This window comes from Desulfovibrio sp. (assembly GCF_047607245.1).
Classification (GTDB): Bacteria; Desulfobacterota; Desulfovibrionia; order Desulfovibrionales; family Desulfovibrionaceae; genus Desulfovibrio.
In genome coordinates, this window is sequence record NZ_JASGDK010000046.1 from 1 (window position 1) to 22,223 (window position 22,223).

19 protein-coding genes are annotated in these 22,223 nt (G+C 55.6%); 14 read left to right on the forward strand and 5 right to left on the reverse strand.

The features are described from left to right. The 9 genes from QM579_RS03420 to QM579_RS03460 form a co-directional block, all read left to right on the forward strand. The coding region (locus QM579_RS03420) for a DNA gyrase C-terminal beta-propeller domain-containing protein (protein WP_414997815.1) at positions 1-1,446 on the forward strand (1,446 nt) is incomplete at its 5' end. A gap of 203 nt (positions 1,447-1,649) precedes the next feature. Further along, entirely contained in the window at positions 1,650-2,378 is a 729-nt protein-coding gene (locus QM579_RS03425) for a tetratricopeptide repeat protein (RefSeq protein WP_414997816.1), read from the forward strand. A gap of 5 nt (positions 2,379-2,383) precedes the next feature. After that, a complete protein-coding gene (purF, locus tag QM579_RS03430) occupies positions 2,384-3,787 on the forward strand; it encodes an amidophosphoribosyltransferase (protein ID WP_414997817.1) in 1,404 nt (467 codons plus the stop codon). Positions 3,788-3,849: 62 nt separating this feature from the next. Continuing rightward, entirely contained in the window at positions 3,850-5,100 is a 1,251-nt protein-coding gene (gene hisS, locus QM579_RS03435; protein ID WP_414997818.1) for a histidine--tRNA ligase, read from the forward strand. Positions 5,101-5,119: 19 nt separating this feature from the next. After that, positions 5,120-6,994 carry an aspartate--tRNA ligase gene (aspS, locus tag QM579_RS03440; RefSeq protein WP_414997832.1) on the forward strand — a complete coding sequence of 625 codons (1,875 nt, stop codon included), beginning with the start codon at positions 5,120-5,122 and terminating at the stop codon, positions 6,992-6,994. Positions 6,995-7,035: 41 nt separating this feature from the next. Beyond that, on the forward strand, positions 7,036-7,554 hold the full coding sequence (gene def, locus QM579_RS03445; protein ID WP_414997819.1) for a peptide deformylase: 519 nt from the start codon (positions 7,036-7,038) through the stop codon (positions 7,552-7,554). Next, on the forward strand, positions 7,527-8,540 hold the full coding sequence (fmt, locus tag QM579_RS03450; protein WP_414997820.1) for a methionyl-tRNA formyltransferase: 1,014 nt from the start codon (positions 7,527-7,529) through the stop codon (positions 8,538-8,540). Before def ends, fmt begins: the two co-directional genes overlap by 28 nt. A gap of 408 nt (positions 8,541-8,948) precedes the next feature. Continuing rightward, positions 8,949-9,824 carry a DUF116 domain-containing protein gene (locus QM579_RS03455; RefSeq protein ID WP_414997821.1) on the forward strand — a complete coding sequence of 292 codons (876 nt, stop codon included), beginning with the start codon at positions 8,949-8,951 and terminating at the stop codon, positions 9,822-9,824. Then, positions 9,821-11,482: a transcription antitermination factor NusB gene (locus QM579_RS03460; RefSeq protein WP_414997822.1), complete on the forward strand. Its 1,662-nt coding sequence runs from the start codon at positions 9,821-9,823 to the stop codon at positions 11,480-11,482. The genes QM579_RS03455 and QM579_RS03460 overlap by 4 nt, the downstream gene beginning before the upstream one ends. Positions 11,483-11,728: 246 nt before the next feature. Here QM579_RS03460 and QM579_RS03465 read toward each other — a convergent pair whose 3' ends face one another. Continuing rightward, a complete protein-coding gene (locus QM579_RS03465) occupies positions 11,729-12,658 on the reverse strand; it encodes a ParB/RepB/Spo0J family partition protein (protein ID WP_414997823.1) in 930 nt (309 codons plus the stop codon). Positions 12,659-13,031: 373 nt separating this feature from the next. Between QM579_RS03465 and QM579_RS03470 the strand changes: the two genes are divergently transcribed. Further along, positions 13,032-13,436, forward strand: coding sequence for a hypothetical protein (locus QM579_RS03470; RefSeq protein WP_414997824.1), 405 nt, complete (start codon positions 13,032-13,034; stop codon positions 13,434-13,436). Between the two features lie 189 nt (positions 13,437-13,625). Here QM579_RS03470 and QM579_RS03475 read toward each other — a convergent pair whose 3' ends face one another. Continuing rightward, entirely contained in the window at positions 13,626-14,411 is a 786-nt protein-coding gene (locus tag QM579_RS03475) for a ParA family protein (RefSeq protein WP_414997825.1), read from the reverse strand. Positions 14,412-14,712: 301 nt separating this feature from the next. Here QM579_RS03475 and QM579_RS03480 point away from each other — a divergent pair, with 301 nt between their 5' ends. The 3 genes from QM579_RS03480 to QM579_RS03490 all read left to right on the forward strand — a co-directional run bounded on the left by QM579_RS03480 (position 14,713) and on the right by QM579_RS03490 (position 16,732). Further along, a complete protein-coding gene (locus QM579_RS03480) occupies positions 14,713-15,120 on the forward strand; it encodes a response regulator (RefSeq protein WP_414997833.1) in 408 nt (135 codons plus the stop codon). Between the two features lie 22 nt (positions 15,121-15,142). Next, complete coding sequence (locus tag QM579_RS03485) at positions 15,143-15,973, forward strand: DsbA family protein (RefSeq protein ID WP_414997826.1); 831 nt, start codon at positions 15,143-15,145, stop codon at positions 15,971-15,973. A 294-nt stretch (positions 15,974-16,267) separates the two neighbouring features. After that, positions 16,268-16,732: a GNAT family N-acetyltransferase gene (locus QM579_RS03490; RefSeq protein ID WP_414997827.1), complete on the forward strand. Its 465-nt coding sequence runs from the start codon at positions 16,268-16,270 to the stop codon at positions 16,730-16,732. 70 nt (positions 16,733-16,802) lie between these two features. On the opposite strand, the gene QM579_RS03495 is transcribed toward QM579_RS03490, so the two are convergent. Then, on the reverse strand, positions 16,803-17,396 hold the full coding sequence (locus QM579_RS03495; protein WP_414997828.1) for a MerR family transcriptional regulator: 594 nt from the start codon (positions 17,394-17,396) through the stop codon (positions 16,803-16,805). Positions 17,397-17,416: 20 nt separating this feature from the next. On the opposite strand from QM579_RS03495, the gene QM579_RS03500 reads away from it, so the two are divergent. Continuing rightward, the gene (locus tag QM579_RS03500; RefSeq protein ID WP_414997829.1) at positions 17,417-17,641 is read left to right on the forward strand and encodes a hypothetical protein; all 225 of its coding nucleotides are present in this window, start codon (positions 17,417-17,419) and stop codon (positions 17,639-17,641) included. Positions 17,642-17,812: 171 nt separating this feature from the next. On the opposite strand, the gene QM579_RS03505 is transcribed toward QM579_RS03500, so the two are convergent. Together QM579_RS03505 and QM579_RS03510 are read right to left on the reverse strand one after the other, a co-directional pair. After that, positions 17,813-18,307, reverse strand: a complete 495-nt coding sequence (locus tag QM579_RS03505) for a C40 family peptidase (RefSeq protein WP_414997830.1) — start codon at positions 18,305-18,307, stop codon at positions 17,813-17,815. Between the two features lie 399 nt (positions 18,308-18,706). Continuing rightward, positions 18,707-22,159, reverse strand: coding sequence for a UvrD-helicase domain-containing protein (locus QM579_RS03510; RefSeq protein ID WP_414997831.1), 3,453 nt, complete (start codon positions 22,157-22,159; stop codon positions 18,707-18,709). Positions 22,160-22,223 lie beyond the last annotated feature (64 nt).

Here is a 22,223-nt window from a genome sequence, read left to right on the forward strand (position 1 = left end):
CTGCGCGTTGCCATCGACAATATTGACGAGGTTGTGGCTCTTATCCGCGCGTCTGCGAATCCGGAAGAAGCCCGCAACGCCCTTATGAAGCGCTTTGAATTCACTGAAATTCAGGCCAAGGCCATTCTTGAAATGCGCTTGCAGCGCCTTACGGGATTGCAGCGCGAAGAGCTTATGGCCGAATACAAGGACCTGCTGCAGAAAATTGAATTTTTCCGTTCTATTCTGGAAAATTCTGAAGTGCTGCGTGGCGAACTCAGACGCGAAATCAGCGAGATTCGCGAAACTTTTTCCACGCCCCGCCGTACTGAGGTCTTGCGCGAAGCTCTTACGGATATAGATATTGAAGACCTCATACCTGATGAAGAAGTGGTTATCACCCTGTCGCGCCGCGGCTACATGAAGCGCACCGGGCTTGAAAACTATCAGCAGCAGAAGCGTGGCGGCAAGGGTATTGCTGCCCTGCACACTTCTGACGACGACTATGTGCAGGAATTTTTGAGCACGACCAACCACCAGTACCTCTGCCTCTTCACCAACAAGGGGCGCATGCACCAGCTCAAGGTGCATCAGGTGCCGGAAGGCAGCCGTACGGCCAAGGGCGTGCACATCAACAACCTGCTGCCGCTTGAGGATAACGAGTGGGTCACCACGGTACTGGCCTTGCGCGAGTTTGCCGAAGACAAGTATTTCCTCTTTGTCACCAAGCGCGGCATGGTCAAGCGCTCCTCTGCTTCGCTCTATGCGCGTTGCCGCAAAACAGGCCTTATGGCCGTGGGCCTGCGTGAAGACGACGAACTGGTGGTGGTGCGTCCCATCCGTGAAGACAGCCATATAGTGCTGGCCACGGCAGACGGCATAGCCATCCGCTTCTCCTGCCGCGATGTGCGGCCCATGGGCCGCGTGGCCACGGGCGTCAAGGGCATTGCCCTGCGCAGGCAGGACTTTGTGGTTGCTGGTGTTATCATGAAGGAAACGGACCAGACCACGGAAATCATGTCCATTTCCGCCAACGGCTACGGCAAGCGCACCAGTGTCGAGCTTTACCGCCTGCAATCGCGCGGCGGCAAGGGTATTATCAACTTCAAGGTTACGGGCAAGACCGGACCTGTTGTCGGGGCCATGCCTGTGCGCGACAATGACGGCCTTATTCTGCTGACTTCGGCCAACAAGATCGTACGCATCAGTGTGGACGAAGTACGCACCAAGGGCCGCGCCACTATGGGCGTCATGCTGGTGCGTCTGGACGAAGGCGGCCATGTTGTGGGCTTTGACCGCGTGGACGAAGGCGGACAGACAGGCCGTGATGTGAACGAAGAACTGGACGAAATCATGTCTGCTGACGGCGTTGAAGGGGGCGAAGCTCCCGCGGTTGCAGTTCCGGTTGATGACCAGCCGGAACAGAACGACGAGCCAGAAGATGACGGCCAGCAGGACGACGCCTGATAAGGGCTTGCATAATGTTTTTCATAGTTGAAAAACAGGATTTCAGGGGGGCGGCTGTGCCCCCCTGGCCGCCTGCAAGCTTGCAGTGCAAGGGCCTGACATCTGGCAGACCCTTGGCTGGCTTAGTGGCTCACATGCGCGGGATTGCCCTGTGCATGCTTTGTTGTTTGTGTTTTGCGCTTGCGGGCTGCGACAGCACAGTCTTGAAAGGCGACGACCTTTCTCAGGCGCAGGAAGCTGTTTCGCAGCGGCAGTGGTCCCTTGCCGAAAGGCTGCTTGAGCGTTATCTGCGTGAGGCACAGGACAGTCAGGATGCGGACAACAGGTGGGAAGCTTGGCAGCAGCTGCTTGTGGTGGTCAATGCCGCAGGGCAGGAACCCCGTGCAAGCCTTGAATATCTTGAAACAATGCTTGAAGAATATATGGATGACGATGCCCGCAGCGCCGTCATCCTGCAGCGCATGGCAGAAGTGAATGAAGGCCTGCACCGCTATGAGCGTGCAGTGGACATCTGGAATGCCTATATCGGCCTGGGCGGGCTCAGCGCCCAGCAGGTGCTTGAAGGATATAGGCGTCTGGCGGCCATGCAGTTCAGCCTGCGGCGGTTTGACGCTGGCGAGGATACCTTGCAGCTTTGTCTGGCCTTGCCACTGCCAGACCACGACAAGATCATGTGCATGTATGATCTGGCAGATCAGAATATGGCCAGGGAACGCTGGCAGGATGTGGCCGATCTTTCGCAGCAGATGATGGACAGTGACCCCGACCAGAATGTACGGGGCATGGCCGGGTATCTGATGGCGGACGCTCTTGAGCAACTGGGCAAGAGCAGTGAAGCATTGAAACAATTTGAACTGGCGCGCGACGCATATCCCAATCCGTCGGTCATCGACAATCGCATTGCGCATCTGCGCAAAAAACTGAAGAAGTAAGGCTTATGATTAAGCACGAATGCGGTGTTTTTGGCATTTATGACCATGACGAGGCTGCCCGTCTGGCCTACTTCGGTCTTTACGCCCAGCAGCACCGGGGGCAGGAAAGCGCGGGTATCGTCACCTTTGGCACTGACGGCGTACACGAGCACAAAGGCATGGGCCTTGTGCCCGACGTCTTTACTGAAGGCAGCCTGCAAAAGCTCACGGGCCGTAATGCTATCGGGCATGTGCGCTATTCCACCACGGGCAGTTCTTCCGTCAGCAATGCTCAGCCTTTTCTGACCAATTACAAGGGCAGGTCCATAGCGCTGGCCCATAACGGCAATCTGGTCAATGCCGGGCAGCTGCGCGAAGATCTGGAAAACGAAGGGGCCATTTTTTCCACCAGCAATGACACGGAAGTGTTCATGCACTTGCTGGTGCGCGCCCTGCGCCACAACGACCTGCCAGGAGCTGTCAAGGAAGCCTGCTACAGGGTGCGCGGCGCGTACTGCCTGCTGGTCATGATGGACGGCATTATGGTGGCTGTGCGCGACCCTCACGGCTTTCATCCGCTGGCTTTGGGCCGCATGAACGGCAGCACCGTTTTTGCTTCCGAAACCTGTGCGTTTGATCTGCTTGAGGCGGAATTTATCCGTTCAGTTGCACCGGGCGAAGTGGTCATTGTTGAAAACAACAATGTCAGCAGTGACAGCCTCATTGGCCCCATGCCTGAAAAACCGGCCCAGTGTATTTTTGAACTGGTCTATTTTGCCCGGCCCGACTCTTATATTTTTGACGAGCAGGTCTACCTGTGCCGTAAGAAAATGGGCTGCAACCTGGCCAGGGAATCGACCCCTGACGTGGATTTTGTCATGCCTTTTCCCGACTCGGGCATCTATCCCGCTCTGGGGTTCGCCCAGGGGTCGGGCCTGCCGTATGAGCACGCTATGATACGTAATCACTACGTTGGGCGCACCTTTATTCAGCCTTCGCAGAGCATGCGCAGTTTCGGCGTGCGGGTGAAGATCAATCCCGTGCGCGAGATGATCGAGGGCAAGCGTATCTGCATTATTGACGACAGCATCGTGCGCGGCACCACAATGACGACCCGCGTGAAAAAGCTGCGCGAGCTTGGGGCCAAGGAAGTGCATATCCGCATTTCTTCGCCTCCGGTTATTTCTCCCTGTTATTACGGCATTGATTTTTCTTCGCGTGGCGAACTTATCGCCGCCCAGAACAATCTGGCGGAAATAACGCGCAAGTTGGACGTGGATTCGCTGCATTATCTCAGTATTGAAGGCCTGCTTGGCTCCGTATCGCAGCCGCAGAATTACTGCATGGCCTGTTTTACCGGAAACTATCCTGTGCCTTGCGACGACTGCGGCGGCAAGTTTAAGCTTGAAGGCTCCTGCGGTTCACGCTAATTTCTGGCCCCCGGCCAGGAGGCCGAAAAAGCGCCCGTCACCGGGCCCCTATTGAGGAAGACATGAGCATCGCACGCATCAAGGGTTTCGCGGATATGTTTCCGCCGGACAGCGAAGTATTCACCCGTATAGAAAATACGGCGCGCACTGTTTTCAGCCGCTACGGTTTTGTGGAACTGCGTACCCCCATTGTGGAATTTACAGAGCTTTTTCAGCGCTCCATCGGTGAAGAAACCGACGTGGTGCAGAAAGAAATGTACACCTTTCCCGACCGCAAGGGCAGGTCGCTTACCCTGCGCCCGGAAGCCACGGCGGGCGTCATGCGGGCCTATATTGAAAGCGGCCTTGCCAACAGGGAACCTGTAAGCCGCCTTTTCACCACCGGGCCCATGTTCCGGTACGAGCGCCCGCAAAAGGGCCGCATGCGGCAGTTCCACCAGATTAACTGCGAATGCCTCGGCTCTCACAGCCCCTATGCCGATGCTGATCTCATCAGCATGCTGCTGCGCTTTCTTGATGCCCTGGGCCTCACTGACCTGACCCTCAAGGTCAATTCCCTTGGTTGCAGCGAATGCCGCCCCAAGTTCAAGGAAGCGCTGCTGGCCTATCTGCAAACTGTAGACAGCGCCGCTCTTTGTCCGGACTGTGCCCGCAGGGTGAACACCAACCCCCTGCGCGTGCTGGACTGCAAGCAGCCCGGCTGCCGTGCCATCACGGATGCGGCTCCCAAGCTGCTTGACTATAACTGCGCGGACTGCCGCGCCCACTTTGACACGGTGCTCAGCCTGCTTGGCGCTGAAAAGCTGCCCTATGAGCTTGATCACAGGCTGGTGCGCGGGCTTGATTACTATTGCCGCACCACCTTTGAGGTCGTGAGCGGCAGTATTGGCGCGCAGGCGGCTGTGGCAGGCGGGGGCCGTTATGACGGCCTTGTAAAGAGCCTTGGCGGCCCCGACACCCCCGGTGTGGGATTTGCTGCCGGTATGGAGCGCCTTGCCCTTATGATGGGCGAAGGCGACGCACATCCGGCAGACTTCTACCTTGTGGGTATGGACTCGGAAAGCAGGGCGCAGGGCTATGCCTTGGCCCAGAATCTGCGGGCTGAAGGCCTTAGGGGTGAAATGAATTTCAGCGAAGGCGGCTTCAAGAGCCTTATGCGTCAGGCTGGCAAGTCCGGCGCGCGCTATTGCCTTATCATCGGGCCGGATGAAGCGGCTCAGAACACTGTGGTTATAAAAAATCTGGAAAGCGGAGAGCAGACAGCCGTGCCGCAGTCCGGGGCTCTACACTTTTTGCAAACGGGAACCAACTAACATGACTGAAGAAAGCCAGATGGCCGAGCAGACGCCCGCGCAGGGCCAGGACGTGCAGCAGGAGCATCAGAAGTACATCGCCGACCTTGGGCAGTGGCATCGCAGCCACAGCTGCGGCGAATTGACGCTTGCCAATGACGGGCAGGAAGTCTGCCTTATGGGTTGGGTGCAGTACCGCCGTGACCACGGCGGGCTCATCTTTGTGGACCTGCGCGACCGTATGGGCCTTACCCAGGTGGTCTTCAGCCCTGATGCGGCTCCCAATGCACATGAGAACGCGCACATTCTGCGTTCTGAATATGTGCTTGCCATCAAGGGGCAGGTGCGCCCGCGCCCCGAGGGCATGATCAACCCCAATATGGTTACGGGTCAGATCGAAGTGGTGGCAACGGAATGGAAGCTGCTCAATACTTCCAAAACGCCGCCTTTCGCCATTGAAGACCGTTGCGACGCCGGTGAAAACCTGCGCCTGGCCTGGCGTTATCTTGACCTGCGCCGTCCGCGCATGCAGGCCAATCTGCGTTTGCGCCATAAGGTAGCCCAGTGCGTTCGCCGCTATCTGGACGAGGGCGATTTTGTCGAGGTGGAAACCCCCATTCTCACCAAGTCCACGCCCGAAGGCGCTCGTGACTTTCTTGTGCCCAGCCGCCTGAATTCCGGTGAATTCTACGCCCTGCCGCAGTCGCCCCAGCTCTTCAAGCAGCTGCTTATGGTGGCGGGTATGGACCGTTACTTCCAGATCGTGCGCTGCTTCCGTGATGAAGATCTGCGCGCCGACCGCCAGCCAGAGTTCACGCAGGTGGACATTGAAATGAGCTTCGCGGACGAAGAAACCGTCATGGGCATGGCTGAAGGCCTTATGGCCCGTGTGTTCAAAGACGTTATGGGCAAGGAAATAGCCTTGCCTTTCCCGCGCATGCCCTGGGACGAAGCAATGGCCCGCTACGGCGTGGACAAGCCCGACACCCGCTTTGATCTTGAACTGGTGAACATCACCGAAATCGTGCGTGGCTCCGGCTTCAAGCTTTTTGCCACCGCGCCTCTGGTCAAGGGCATGAAGGTTCCCGGCGGTGAAGGCATGACCCGCAAGGAAATCGACGCTTTTACCGAATTTGTCAAAATCTACGGCGCTCAGGGTCTGGCCTGGATCAAGATCAAGGCCGACGAATGGCAGTCGCCCATTGCCAAGTTCCTTTCTGACGAGGAACGCAAGGGCATTGCCGAAGCTCTGGATCTCAAGGTGGGCGACATCGTCTTCTTCCAGGCTGGCGACCCCGGCATGGTCAATGCGGCGCTGGGCAACCTGCGCGTGCATCTGGCCCACCACCTTAAGCTTATTCCTGAAGACAGCTTCAACTTCCTCTGGGTCACTGACTTTCCCCTGTTTGAATACAATGACGAGGAAAAGCGCTACGTGGCCTGCCACCACCCCTTCACTGCTCCGGCCTCCGGTCATATGGAACTGATGACCACTGATCCGGCCAAGGCCCGTGCCCGCGCCTATGATATGGTGCTCAACGGCAGCGAAGTGGGCGGCGGTTCCATCCGTATTCATTCCGGTGAAGTGCAGCGCCGCATGTTTGAAGCCCTCGGCTTTACACCCGAGCAGGCCGAAAGCCAGTTCGGCTTTCTCATTCAGGCTCTGGAGCAGGGCGCTCCGCCGCACGGCGGCCTTGCCTTCGGCCTTGACCGTCTTATCATGTTGTTAGCTGGTGCAAGCAGCATCCGTGACGTTATTGCCTTCCCCAAAACGCAAAAGGCCACCTGCCTTATGACGGACGCTCCCGCGCCAGTGGCAGCCAAGCAACTGCGTGAACTGGGCCTGCGCCTGCGCGAGCAGCCGGGTGAAAAGGCCAAGACCGACAAGCCCGGTGAAGAGGCAAAGGCGGACTAACGAATGCCAGCCCCGGCCTTGCCGGGGCTCAAGGAAAAAACATGATTCTTGATATTGTTACCTATCCTGATCCGCGCCTCAAAGAGGTGTGCGAGCCTGTGGGCGAAGTGACGGACGAAATCCGCCAGTTCGCTGCAGACATGCTCGAAACCATGTATGAAGCGCCCGGCGTGGGGCTTGCCGCCCCGCAGGTGGGCCGCAATATACGCATGCTGGTTATGGACCCTTCGTCGCAGAAGGATGAAAGAAACCCGCGTGTGCTCATCAATCCTGTGCTGACGCTTTCCGGCGAGGAAGTTGTGAGCGAGCAGGAAGGCTGCCTTTCCGTGCCTATGAACTACCGCGCAGACGTCAAGCGTATGAGCAAGGTTCATCTGAAGGCTCAGGATCTGGACGGCAATGTTATTGACGAAGATCTGGAAGAGTTTCCTGCCATTGTCATGCAGCATGAGTTCGACCATCTGGACGGTATTCTGTTTATCGACAAAATCAGCCGTCTGAGGCGCAGCCTGTATGACAGCAAGGTTAAAAAATGGCTCAAGAAAAAGACTGCCGAATAGTCTTTATGGGCACGCCGGACTTTGCGGCCGCCAGCTTGAAAAAGCTGGCGGCCTGGTCGCGTGCGGATATTGTAGCTGTTTACACGCAACCCGACCGCCCGGCAGGGCGCGGGCACAAGCTGGCCATGTCTGCAGTGAAAAAACTGGCGCTGGAACTGGGTATTCCCGTGTATCAGCCTGCCAGTCTCAAGGGCGCTGAGGCGCAAGACGAGTTGGCAGCCCTGAAGCCCGATGTGCTTGCCGTGGCCGCATATGGGCTGATTTTGCCCGATGCAGTGCTTGCCATGCCGCAGTTTGGGGCCATCAATGTACACGCTTCCATACTGCCGCGTTTACGCGGGGCAGCGCCCATACAGCGGGCGGTTATGGAAGGCTGGCAGCCCGAATCCCGGGCTGGCATATCCATTATGCAGATTGGCAGCAGGCTTGATGCCGGGCCTGTCTACGCTATGAGCGATACGCTCATTGGCGAGCATACCTCTGGCACGTTGCACGATGCACTGGCGGAAATGGGCGCCGACCTGCTGGTAAAAATTCTGGATGATATACTTGAGGGCAGGGCAGTGGCAACGGAGCAGGATGAAAATCTCGCAACCCACGCCGCCAAGATTGGCAAGTTGGACGGTTTTGTGGACTGGACGCTCAGTGCTGCCCAGGTTCACGCGCAGATTCGCGGTGTTACGCCCAAGCCCGGCGCGCGTACCGTGCTGCATCTCGATGCCGCAGCCGATTTTGCCGCGCAGATATTGCCCCTTATTGTTTCACCTGGAACAATTGGTGAGACCACTGCGGGTGAAAAGCCTGGTACAGTGCGTCACGACAGCAACGGACTTGGCGTGGCCTGTTCCGACCGCTGGTATTTGTTTGGACTGGTGCGTCCCGAAGGCCGCAAGGATATGCCTGTGCGTGATCTCCTTAACGGTGGGTTGAAAAATCTGCCTGAAGGATTTTGCGGTATTGCCCGTCAGCCTGAAATTTCTGCATAGAGCATTTGCCTTGAAATATTTTGTGGAGGAGCCCCCTTATGCAAAAGGGGGCCTCTCTCACTCCCCACTCATGAATCCATCTTCTTGCTTTACTCCGTTTGGGGAGTTTCCTGACCTGACGTGGGGTTCTCAGAGTTGCTGCTTCAATTTTCCATTGAAGCAATTGCAGGAAAAAATCTGCTCTGGCAGAGCTTGCCCTGAACTGCTGGCTGTCCCAAAAGCATGTGCAGACTGCCGGGTAAGAGGCTGTTTTGGGCTTCTTTTTTGTCTTTTTTGGATCATTGGCTGGGTCAGTGGCTTTTGTTGCTCAAACGCCGTGTGAGGCGTAAAATTTGGCATTCGCCTTTTTTGCTGCTGGTCTGACCTGATATTTGTATTTTTTCGCCCGCCGTGATCTCATGAGGCTTCATGAAACTGCGTAAATCTCCTTTTTCTCTTCCGCCAGAGCAGTACGGTGGCGCGCGCAAGCGCATCTTCATCGGGCTTATGCTGGCATCGTGTCTGGTTCTTTGTCTGGGTCTGACTGTGTTTCTTATATTGCCCTGGTCAGACGCGCTAAATGGCGTGGTCTGGCTGGAACATCTGAGCCTGGTCGTCGGGCTGGCGTGCATTGCTGGGCTCATGTGGCTTTGCCTCATGCTGGTGTTTCATATCTATACTGGCAAGGCACTGCCCGGTGCGCGCAGTGTGCGTCATGTGACCATCCGTCTTTTTTTTCCACTAATGGAGCTTCTGGCCAAATTTGTTGGCATTGACCGCAGCAAGGTGCGGCGAAGCTTTATCAAGGTGAACAATGAACTGGTGCTTTCGCGCCGCAAGATTGTTCAGCCTCATCAACTGCTGCTGCTTTTGCCGCACTGCGTACAGCGCTCATCGTGCCCGCACAGGCTTGTGCACAATGCTGACCATTGCCAGCGCTGCGGGCAGTGCCCGGTGGGCGCGTTGCTGGACCTGCGCGACAAGTACGGCATCAAGTTTGCCATAGCCACTGGCGGCACCATTGCAAGGCGCATTGTGGTGCAGAGCCGTCCTTCGTGCATTATTGCCGTGGCCTGTGAGCGAGATCTTACTTCAGGCATACAGGACAGTTATCCCCTGCCAGTATTTGGCGTGCTGAACATGCGCCCCAACGGGCCGTGCCTCGACACGCTTGTTCCTATGGATGCGCTTGAAGATGTGATCCGTCTATTTCTTGGTATGATAGACAGTTTGCCTGTGCGGCGTGCATCGCTGGAAAAGATGGCTGATATTGTGGGACACAAAGACGAAAAGGGCAGGTCATGAGCAAGGCGTTCAAGCAACGGGATTTTCAATTGCGTGGTTTGCCCCTCAATGGCCGCACAGCAGCTCTGCGAGCATTGCTGCTGACAGATCAGGGGCAAAGCGCCCAGCAGGCTTTGGCGTCAGTGCTGGAGGCAAGGGCAGAGCACAAGCGTGAATCACCGCTAAAGGACAAGGCAAGTGTGTTGACGGCTGGCCTGTCTGCTCAGGACCGGGCGCTTTGCACAGAATTGGTGTACGGTTGCCTACGCACTGAAATTCGTCTGGATTTCATTTTGTCTACTGTTCTTCGCCGCCCACAGGATTTGCCCCGCCCAATGCGGCTTATTCTTGCCATAGCCGTATACGGACTGATGTTTCAGGACAAAGTTCCTGCCCATGCTGTCATTCATGAGGCCGTCGATCAGGTCCGGCGGCTTTTTGGCCAGGGCTTGTCGCGTGTTGCCAACGGTGCATTGCGTTCCTTGCAGCGCGCAGGACAGCAGCCTTTGCAGCAGGCCTTTTATGCAGTGCAAAATAAGGGTGGTAAGGCACAGACATCTCATACGGGCAAGCAGAGTTTTTCTGGCCAATGTGTTTTTTATTCCGTGCCCTTGTGGATAGGAAACATGTGGCGTGATGCCTATGGCGAACATGCTGCTCTGGATTTGTTGCGTCGATCTTTTGAGCGGCCATATTCCGCATTGCGGATAAATGCTGGTCACCCCCAGGCGCGAAAATTATATGACGCGCTAGCTCGTAGTGCAGAATTTTTTGCTGCCGAAAACGCGGCGCCTTCTGCTGTTGCCAGAGATTTGGCTGACCGTGCATCGCAGGGTACGGATTGTATGCCTGGTGCAGGCGCGGGTACAGGTACGGACACGATAGGGCATCAGGATTCTTTCGGTGAAGTGACTGAGGCGCCAGGATTTCACATTGTTCCGGGCGTCGAGTCTGTTACTGAGTCTATCGTGTCAGCGGCGGACGACAACTTTGTTGCCCCGGTCAGGATAGGCCAATGGGGCCTTGCCTTTGCGGCAGGGCAGTTGCCACGTGAGGCTCTTGGCTTTGACCTGCGTTACTGGCAGTCGCAAGGGGCGCTGAGCTGGCAGTCTGCTGGTTCGCAGATGGCCCTGCTTGAGCTTGGCCTCGACTCGTGGCGGGAACCTGTGTGGGATGCCTGCGCGGGGTACGGCGGTAAGAGTATGGCTCTTATGGAGTGGGGCGTGCCTGTTGGCTTGTGTACAGACCGTTCTATGGGCAGACTGCGCGGTTTGCCTGCCCAGTGCGCGACCCTGAAGCTGCCGCAGCCTGCTATTTGCATTGCCGACGCAACGCAACCGCCTGTGAAGCAGTGGCATGGCCATATTCTGGTTGATGCGCCGTGTTCCGGCTTGGGTGTGCTGGCGCGCAGGCCTGATATTCGCAGGCGTGAACCACAACATCTTGCTGAACTTGAAGTGTTGCAGCGTGCAATGCTGTGCAGGTTAGCGTCCATATTGCAGCCCGGCAGGGAACTCGCCTACATTACCTGCACATTGAACCCCTCTGAAAATGAAAAAGCTGTAGAATATCTGGCTGAGAACAATAACAAAATTAAAATTGTGCGGCAGTGGCAGACCAGCCACGGCCACCCCTGGCTTGAAGGTATGTATGGGGCCTTGCTGCGAAAAGAAAGCTGATTTTGAGGCAAATGCTGTATTGGTCCTCCTTCTGAAGGGGATTTTGGGGATAAAGAAAAGCTGGATCGCAATGCGATCCAGCTTTTCTTTTTTATTTTTGTTCTTCTGGCTTTGCTCTTTTAGCTGTTCCGCAATCGAATTTGGGGATTCAGCTTTTGGCTGAGCCATCAACTTTTGTTTGTCACTGCCGCACGTGGGCCAAAGGTGCCGCAGCAGGCGTTTCAATTTTTTAATTTGTTCGGGGTATTATTCGCCAGTAAGGGCAAGCCCGAATTTTTCCAGCAAGGCGTCCAGTTCTTCTTTGCTGCTATAGTTAAGCGCAATGCGCCCAGCATTTTCGTCGCCGCTTATTTTGGCGGTGCACCCCAAAGTAGTGCTGAGGCTTTTTTGTAATACCTTGAAAGCCGGGCTTTTTTTGCGCGATATTCTTTGGTTTACCGGCTGTGGTGCCTGCTTTTCTTCCTGTTGCGATTCCTGCCAGGGCAGGGCGGAGTTGCCGCGCCAGTAGGCGGCGGCTTCTTCGGCTTCGCGTACCGTCATGTTATGGCTTTGGATGCGCAGGCGCAAAGCTTCTGCGGCATCTGTTCCATCAATGCCAAGCAGACATCTGGCGTGCCCGGCGCTTATGCGGCCTGCTTGCAGGTCACCTCTGGCGGCGGTGCTCAGTTGCAACAAGCGCAATGCGTTGGCCACAGCAGGTCGGCTTTTGCCAAGGCGTGATGCCAGTTCTTCCTGCGTGAGGTCCAGGGCTTCGCGCAATGCTTGCAGCGCTTCGGCTTCTTCAATGGGGTTAAGATCTTCGCGCTGAAGGTTTTCAATAAGCGCGGCAGCCATAACCTCTTTGTCTGTCAACTGGCGGATGTAAACAGGTACCTGCTTCAGCCCGGCCATTTGCGCGGCCCGCCAGCGGCGTTCACCTGCCACAATCTGATAGGTATCATCTTCGGGAAGGGGGCGCACAAGCAAAGGCTGAATGATGCCCTGAGATTTGATGGAGGCCGCAAGCTCGCGCAATGCTTCTTCGTCAAAGTGCCGGCGTGGCTGACCGGGATTGGGCTTCAAAGATGAAAGGGGCAGGGTAGAGCTTGCGGTAGTGGTTTCCTCTGGCTGTTGCGGTTCGGAACCTCCGAAAAGCGCATCCAAACCTCTGCCAAGTCCCTTCTTGTTGCCGCTCATACTATCACCTCATATTTTCGTGTGCCTGCGTGGGCAGCCACTATATTATCAACAAATGTGTCAGCGTGTTGCCTAAAATGCTTGTGCCAGGTGCGTGGCTTGCGTTGTTGTGCTCCACACGCTTGAGCAGGGCAAACAATGGCCGCAGGCCTGTCTGGGGCACTTATGCTTGGGCTGCAAGGGCAAATAAATGCTTTCCATTGCAGTATTTTGGCCCTACCTGCCTTGACAAGGCGGACTCTGCGCGTCACGGTGCTGGCACCTATACCTGTAAATTCCCGGCCGCCAGACATGCTTTCGGGATGAGCGGGCCAGCAGTGTACCATCTTCAAATTACCGCAACGCGCTGCTGACTAAGAAAAAGGACACGCCAATGTTTGATCATCCTGAAGTACGCTATCTTACTGATGCCAAAGGCAATGTTGAGTCTGTGCAGCTTTCGCTTAAGCTTTGGCAGCTGATCGAACCCAAAATCCATGCCCAGCTGAAAGCCAGTGAAGCCCCGACGCCGCTGGTACAGGCTGCTGGCCCCTTGAAAAGTTTCGAGCAGTTACTGCAGTTTTGGGATTTCAAATATCCCTATTCCCCTGCTGTAGATTGCCCCTACTGCGGCGCTAAAACCGCCGACTGGCGCGCAGACCCTGAGCAGCCCTTTATCCTGACCAATGCCAACATTGGCGGCCTGCTTGTGTTCCTTTGCAAGGGCTGTGGAACAACCGTTCGCCAGAAACATTTTCGCGACCACATGGCGGTGGAGCACAGCACCCCCAAAGGTTAATTGGGCACGGCCCGGTGCGGGCGTACTGTGTCCGAGTGCTTAAGCTCTTGCTGTTGCATCTTGGCTGCCCCTCGCATCTTTGCGCTCTTAAGATGTGGGGCACGAGCAGATTGTCGACAGATTATCGGCAGGCAGTCTGGCAACTCTTTGCTACCCGTGAGACTTCGCGTTGCCTGGTTTTTCTGATGCCTACTGCAGCACGGCCTTTTTTGAAGGGCGGCGCAGCACAACTTCCTTTGAAAGCCCAAGGTAGGCTTCTGCGCCTTTCGACTTGATGTCGTAATGAATAATCGACTTGCCGTGGCTGGGCGCTTCAGACAACCGCACGTTGCGGGGAATGACCGTTTCAAAAAGGTGGTCAGGAAAGCAGCGGCGAACTTCGTTTTTAACTTCGCGCGTCAGGCGGTTGCGCGTGTCGTACATTGTCAGCACAACGCCCAGCAAGGAAAGCTCGGGGTTAAGCCGTTTTTTTACCTGCTCGTAGGTCTGCAAAAGTTTGACAATGCCTTCCAGCGCAAAAAACTCGCACTGTAGGGGAATAAGCAGCTCACGCGAGGCACACAGCGCGTTCAGCGTCAGCAGGCCCAGCGAAGGCGGGCAGTCAAGTATGATGTATTCGTAGTCTTTTTGAATAGGCTTGAGGCATTCGTCCAGGTAAAACTCACGGGCCATTTTGTCTACGAGTTCCAGCTCTACAGCCACCAGGTTGGTGCTGGCAGGCAGAATGTCCAGAAAAGGCGATCGGCTTTTTGCGATGTTTTGTCGCACCTGATCCGGCTCATAAAAGGTGCTGTACAGGTCGCCGTGCAGATTTTCTTGCTGCAGCCCGATGCCGCTTGTGCTGTTGGCCTGTGGGTCACAATCCACCAAAAGCACCTTTTTTTCCATAACGGCCAGTGCTGCAGACAGGTTGATGGCCGTGGTGGTTTTTCCAACTCCGCCCTTTTGGTTGGCAATGGATATAATGCGAGCCATAATTGCCTCCCGCCCAGAAGGGCAGTGGTGTAAATTTGCTAATTGCCTCGGCGGTAGCCGGGAAAATCAAGCGGTGCGGGTTCCGTTTTTTTGCGGTGTTTCACATGAAACATTTATAAAAAGATTGAAACAATGCACTTTGAAGGTTGTAAAAGACAGCGCACCTACCGTCAAGCTGTAAAAAAATTGTAGTGAATAAATTCGAAAAAATCGCGAAAATATGAAGATGACGCTTGCCCGTCCGTCCAGTTGCGGGCTAAAATCTGTAGCAAGCAAGTTAGAATTTAATGGTGGAGCGCATATGGGGTGTAAAAACATTCTTCTGGTAGATGATGAAGAGGAAGTCACTCGCATTCTGGCGAAACGACTGGGACGCAGAGGTTACACCTGCGCCACGGCAGCAAATGGGCAACTGGCATTGGAAGCCATGAGCCAAGAAGCTTACCAGATAGTTATTATGGATGTGAAAATGCCGGTTATGGACGGCATGAGCGCCTTGCAAAAAATTCATCAGCAATGGCCCACAACTCAGGTCATACTGCTTTCCGGCCATGCAGATATGCAGCTGGCAGTTCAGGCTATGAGTGACGGGGCATTTGGCTATCTAATGAAACCAGTGGATCTCGACGAATTGCTTTTTAAAATTGAAGATGCCGCAACTCAGTGCCGTCTTGAGGCGGAACAGGGCAGTGGAAATAATCCGTCTTAATGGACGCAACCAGGAAGTTTGTATGAGCATGTGGAAAAAAACAGGCGCGGTCGCCCTGATGGGGCTTATGACTTTTGGTGGTTTTTTTGCAGAACCGGCCCGACAGGCAGAAGCCGCCCCTGTGCAGGTTACTGATGAAAACTTGGCCCAGATGCTGGAAAAATTATTTAAGGAACGTCCCGACCTTGTGCTGGATGTACTGCGCAACAACAGCGAAGCTGTGCTGGATATTGCCCAGCAGGGTTCCAACATGCGCCGCCAGCGCAGCCTTGAGGCACAGTGGAACCAGGAAATGAAGACCCCCAAGAGTGTGAAGCTTGAAGGGCGTCCTGTGCTTGGTTCCAAAAACGCCAAGGTTCGTATTGTGGCCTTCTCTGACTTTACCTGCCATTTTTGCCAACAGGCTTCGGGTACTGTGAGCGGTCTTTTGAAAGAATACGGCAAGGACGTAAGCCTTGTGTTCAAGAACCTGCCCCTGGATGACAAGGGCCCGGCCAGCATTGCTTCAAAATATTTTCTTGGCATTGCGCAGCAAAGTGAAGAAAAGGCCTGGAAGTTTCATGACGCCCTGTTTGCTGACCGCAACAAGCTTGTGACCGATGGCGAAGCGTTTTTGAAGACCACGGCCGAGAATCTGGGCGTGGACATGAAGCGCCTTGCCAAGGACGTGCACAGCAAAAAAGTTTCGGACATTATGGCTGAAGATCAGCAGGACGCCCAAAAACTGGGCGTAGAGGGAACGCCTTACTTCCTCGTCAACGACCTTGTGGTGAGGGGGGCTTTGCCGCCTGACCTCTTCAAGAAGGCTATTGATATGGCCAAGGCCAAGGCAGACGGCAGCGCCGCAAAATAGATGACATCATAGCTGACTGCTCAAAAGGCTCCATACGTTGCGTGTGGAGCCTTTGTTGTTTCAAATTCAGCTTGTCCGCAGCAGGCAAGCCGCCTTGAAGTAACATTGGGGCGGGCGTGTACAGGGCCGCCGCGAGCCTTGCCGTTGAACGTAAGGGGGATGCATGTTCGCGCTCCTGAATGCCAGAACTACGAATCGGCATGAGATTTTTCCATCAAGCCAATGTGAACCGCAAAATATACAACAAGGCCTTGCGCGAACCTGCCAACTGTTCGCACAAGAGGGTACGCAGCCATGAAAATACTGCCAGCTGCGTTTGATGATCTGCCGGAGCTACTTGCCTTGCAGAAGGAAGCTTTTGAAAGCGAAGCCAGGCTGGTGGAAAACTTTCAAATTCCGCCTTTGACGCAAACGCTTGCGGAACTTGAGAGTGAATTTTCCTCTTTTGTCATGCTCAAGGCGGTGGATGAAAACGGTAACATTGTTGGTTCAGTGCGGGCAAAAATAGAAAAGGATACGGCCTGCATCGGGCGGCTTATGGTAGCGCCTGGGCAGCAGGGGAAGGGAATAGGCACAACACTGCTTGCAGCCATTGAAAAAGCATGCGCGCAAGAGCGTTACGAACTGTTCACCAGCGCCAAAAGCAAACGCAATGTGGCTTTGTACGAAAAAGCAGGCTATCGCCGCTTCAAGGAAAAGGAGTTCATGCCCAATGTGTGGCTTGTCTGGCTGGAGAAAGGAGGGCAGGCGAAGAACTAAAAAGGTGGGGCGATTTTGCGGAATTAACGTTGCCTCAGTGCCCGCAAGGCAATGCTCAAGACGGGAGGTGTCAGTTCTCTGAGCCCATTGCTGCGCTTTTGCTGCGGATCATGCGTCCCATCCACTGCCGCAATTGCTCAAGATCTGCCTGCTGCGTTTTTTCAGACGAATGAAGCAAAAGGCGCAATGTCTCTAGCTCTTGCCGCAGTTCGGCGTTTTCTTCTGCCATATTGGCGGCAGGCTGCCCAGCGGTGGCAGGCAAGCGTTCCACAACCAGATGCAGCAATTGCGCAATTCCTTCCAGTGCTGTGGTTTGCCGTTCCATCAACTGCAATGCTGCTGAGGGAAAAACGTCCTGAACCGGAGCCTGCATGGTCTGAATAGGCTGACTATCGGCCAGGGTCAGCGCGTTACGGGGAAAGCGCGCCAGCAAGGAATCCTCCACGGCGGCAGCCGTGCGGGATTTCTGCATTTGCTCCAGTATGGCAGCAATCACGTCCAGAGTTTCGCGGCGATAACGGCGTCTTCTGCCATCGCCAACGCTGGGAATAAAGGGGGCAAAGCGTTTGCAGTAGTAACGCGTTGTGGACTCAGGCAGGGAAAAATGACGGGATATGTCCGCAATGCTTAACAGGCTTTCGCTAATGACTGTTTTGCGCGCCATGTGTCCTCCCGGCGGGCAGCGTGAAGGCCGAAATGTGTTGCGTAGTTGCCTGGCAGACTTGTCAGAAAATAAAGCCGGGCAGAAGAAAGCAGATTGTGCCGCAACAAGGACGTTACGCTGCGTATTTTCTCACGGGTTACTTTAAAACAGCAACAATGGCAAGCAAGGGAAGAAAATTCGGCAGTATGAAAACACAAAAAACGCAAGCAGGCTGCTCAATGCGGGTTGCTGCCGCCTTTCAGTAAAAAACGCACGGCACACCATTAATATGTCAGGCTGAAAATTGTTACGCTGTATTTATGGCAAGTTATACTGAAAATATTGTGTGACCGTATAGAAATCAAAGGCAGAATTGAACGCAAAAAAAGCCGCAAACCCATGACAGCAATGCGGCTTAAAAAAACACGAAAAATTGATCAGGGAACAACCCGCCGAACGGCAATGAGCTTGCTGCGCCAGTAGGGAATGGTCATACTTTCCATACGAACCTTTTCCCCTCTGCGCGGGCTGTGTATGAAACTGTCTCCACCTGCGTATATGCCGGTGTGCAAGCCGCGGGGGCTTGACCCGGTGCGAAATACCACAATATCACCAGGGCGGGCCTGATTCTTGGGCACCGAGCGGCCAGCGCTGGCCTGATCCACCGTAATACGCGGAACCTTGTAGCCGTTTTGTTTATAAACCCACCAGATGAGCCCGGAACAATCAAATCCCTTCTGGGGCGATGCGCCGCCCGAACGATACTTTTTGCCCATCTGGGCGTAGGCCGTGCGCACTACCTTATGGGCGGCCTCAGGCGTGGGACCGGAATCCACCGGGCGTTGCATCCCGCAACCAGTAAGCAGAAAAAAGCCAATCAAGGCCAGGGCAGCCCAGGGGCTTATATGTGGGGGTATTGTCCGTTTGTCCATGTCAGGCCTCATACACATAATTTGCTGTCACTACACGCAGATCTTTGTGTACTAACCAGTTTTCAGTAACCAGTCAGGAAAATTCCTACCATTATACGTGGATACAAGCACAATGCGTGCCAACCATCTGGAATGTTTTAAAAAGGCTGAAAAATCAGCTGGTAGAAATTGTTTAGAAAAATTAGACGTATATGAATAGCTAAGGATCTGGCAAAAGTGACTGAAATTCGACACCCTGGCGGATAGGCCTGTTAGGCCGTTGGAGGTGAATTTGGTTCGCAGCACGAGGCATAAAATGCCGCAAGCAACTGGTTGAGCACTGTAAGCGCACAACCAGCTGCAAAACGACAGCTAAATAATCAGCCTTTTCTAAGCGGCCATGCCTGTGCCCTGTGCTGACTATTCTTCCTTATCCGGAGTGCCCATAAGCGAAAGGTGGCTCACCTGCTTCTGCTTGTGCGAGGTAAGAGCGCTGTGGCGGCAGAACTGGCGAATTTGTTCAAGAAAAGGCGAGGCAGGAAGTGCGAGACTTTTGCCGTATAAGGTACGGCGGGCACTGTGACTGACAAAAAGAGCGCGCGCGGCCCGCGTCAGGGCTACGTAAAGCAGGCGGCGTTCCTCGTCTTCTTCATGCGCGGACGAACTCACGCCTGAAGCAGGCGTGTTGCCAGCGCCAGACGCTGCACCAGATGCTGTGTCAGCTACAGCAGCAGACGTTGCGTCAGATACCGCGCTGGACGTTGCCTCGCCGAAAATACGCTCTCTGCGCAGGGGCAAAAGCCCTTCCTCAAGCCCCGGAAGAAACACCGCCTGAAACTCAAGCCCCTTGGAGGCATGCATGGTCATGATCTGCACATGTTCTGCCTTGCCACGAACCATTTCCGCTTCCTGAAGCCAGCCAAGATGCCCAAGAAATTCCGGCCAGTTGCCAAAGGTTTTCCAGGTGTGCTTCAATTCACGCCATGCCTTGCCAGCCAGCATGGGCTCACCAGCCCACGGTGCCTGCGCAAGCAACTTTTCCATCATCTCAGGGGCGGGCATAGGCGCGTCTGGGGCAAAAGCACTGCCCGCAGAACCCATTGCGTCAAGCGACTGGGTTTGTGGCTGCATAACGCTGCCTGCAAGGCTTTGGGCCAATTGCGCAAAGCCGCAATGGTTTGCGGCCAGAGCCAGCAGCCGCGCGCAACCCGCATCCTGCCAAAAGGCGTCTTCCGCAGGGGCTGCGCAGGGAATGCCAGCCTGCTCAAGCGCTGCACGCATAGGTGGAATCTGGGCCCGAAGCCGCACAAGAACGGCTATGTCGCCGGGGGCCAGCGTACCGTCCAGCTCATGCGCCTCGGCGCTGCTCAAATGCTGATCAAGCAGGGTGTGTGCAGTTGCGCCCAAAAGAGCCTGCACGCGGCGGGTGATCCACCGAAGTTCGTCCTGCTGGTCCGGGGCTGAAAAAAGGCGCAACTGCGCACTGAGATGCCGCGCCGCCGTGAGTGGCCCGCACTGCCCCTTATGACGCAGCAGGCTACGCGCCATATCAAGCACTTCCTGGCTGGAGCGAAAGCTGCGCCCCAGAAGGTACACCGTCAAATCCGGCCAGATGACGCGCAGACTAGCCTCGCTCTGGCCGGAAACGCCACGAAAGCCATAAATGGCCTGATCGGGGTCGCCGATGCCGAAAAATCCTCTGCCATCGGCAGGCAAAAGCTTGCACACTATTTCAAGCTGCACAGGCGAAAGGTCCTGAATTTCGTCCACAAGCACGTGTTGCGGCAGCAGTTCCGGGGACAGACCATTCAGATGCTCAAGCCACCAATCCAGCAGATCGGCGTAGTCCACATACCGGAGGCCGGAACCGTCAACTTTATGCGCAGCATAGCGGGAGGCAGCTTCGGTAAGTGACTGACCATCCAGTGCCCGTTGACACTCACGCACAAGGGCAAGCTGCCGCCAGAGTTCGCCTGCCTGCCGGGTCTCCAATTGCGGGTTGGCGGCTTTGAAAAACTGCTGTGCGGCATCATCGCCAAGCAGCATGCACTCCTTGCCCTGTGCCTGCATGGCCTCGCGCATGCGGCTCCATGCAATACCGTGCAGGGTGTCGCAGCATGGCAGATCTGCTTGCATGTGGGGCAGGGCAAGGGCAAGGCGCTGGCGCATTTCGTTGGCGGCGCGGCGTGTAAATGTTACCGCCAGGATCTTGCTGGGTGGTGTGCCCTGATTGAGCAGATGCTGCACCCGGCCAATGAGCACGCGGGTTTTGCCCGCGCCGGGGCCAGCTTGCACAAGCACAGGGCCGGGGCCAGCTATAAGGGCAGCTTGTTGCTCTTCACTGAATGCATTTGCCGCCTGAGCTGACAATTGCTCTTTAGCAACGGGCTGAACCAGTGAAGGTCTTTCCTTCATGAGGTCCAGCATGTTTACAGAGGACGCGTTTTGACGGCGTACCTTCACCGCTGTCCCTGATCCCGCCGGGGCAGCCTTGCGCGGTCTGCCCGGCTTCAAACCCGGCAGGGAACCTCGGCCAGCGCCGCGGATGTCTGCCAGCTCTTCAGGGGCAAAAACCTTTACAACGCCATATTCACCGTCATAACCGCCCTGACGAAAAACCTGACCGCGCCGCATGCGGGCCACAGCCTCGCCCAGGGGTTCCCAATGGGCGCGCACTTCGGCTTCGGGCATACGGCAGAGAATATCGAGTTCCGGCCCAAGTTCGCGCAGCAGCTTGCCATACCTGTCCTGCACTTTGCGCGATGCAACGCCAGCGCCGACGATTTCACCCACAACCTCGGCAAGAGGAATGAGAGGACGTGCTTCTGGTTCAAAAGGCAAATCAGCAGGCTCTTCCCTGTCGGCCAACTCCCATACGCGGTGCAGCACGCCGACAGTAAGCGGCTTGCCGCAAACAGGGCAGATGTTGCCAAGTTCGCGCGATTCTCGGGGTTCAAGCACCACGTTGCAGGCACGGTGCCCGTCCAGGTGGTACTTGCCCTCGTCCGGGTAGAATTCCATTGTGCCAAGAAAACGGCAGTCCAGACTGTCCTGAGGCTGACGCCGGGCCGCCGCACGCAGGGCAGCGAACATGCCTGCGTAGGAGGGGCTGCCTGTAAAAAGATTGGCCTCGCGTCCAAGGTTGGCCCCTGAATGGGCATCGGAATTGGATATGAGCGCATAGCCGTCCAGCTGGCTCACCAGCCGGTTCATGGCCGGGTCGGAAGAAAGGCCAGTTTCAAGAGCGAAAATATGTCCCGAAAGATCGGCGTAGCAGTCCGTAAGACGGTCAAAGCCGGACTTGGAACCAAAGAGCGCAAACCAGGGCGTCCACACGTGGGCCGGAATCATAACAGCGTCTTCCGAGCACTCCAGCATGATTTCAAGCAAGTCGCGAGAATCAAGGCCAAGAATGGGCCGTCCGTCGGAATGCAGATTGCCGATCTGTTCAAGGCGTTGAGAAAGCTTCGCCGCGTCTTCCAGCGTGCGCACATAGATGAGGTTGTGAACCTTGCGCACCTTGCCGTGGCGCTTGTAAATGGAGCTTATTTCTGCCTGCAGCATGAACAGCGGGCCTTGCCCGTTCTCATGCTGCATTTTTTCGCCAGCCATAACGTCAAGCTGTTCTGGTTCACCTTTCAGACGATACAGGCCACTGGCTTCATCAAGCTCAAGCTGTTCGCCAAGCTCGGCCCGCCATTGCGGATGGGTAAAATCGCCCGTGCCCAGAACGCTTATGCCCTTGCAGCGCGCCCATGCGGCCAGATGACGGGCGTTCAACGCCTTGCTGGTGGCGCGGGAAAAGCGGGAATGGATGTGCAGGTCGGCAATAAAGTTCATATGCAGCTCGTTGTCATAGTGCAGTAAAAGCATTGTCGGCAGTGACAGAAGACGGCGCGGGGCCAAGCCAGGAACAAAAGGTCAGGGCTTCGGCGGA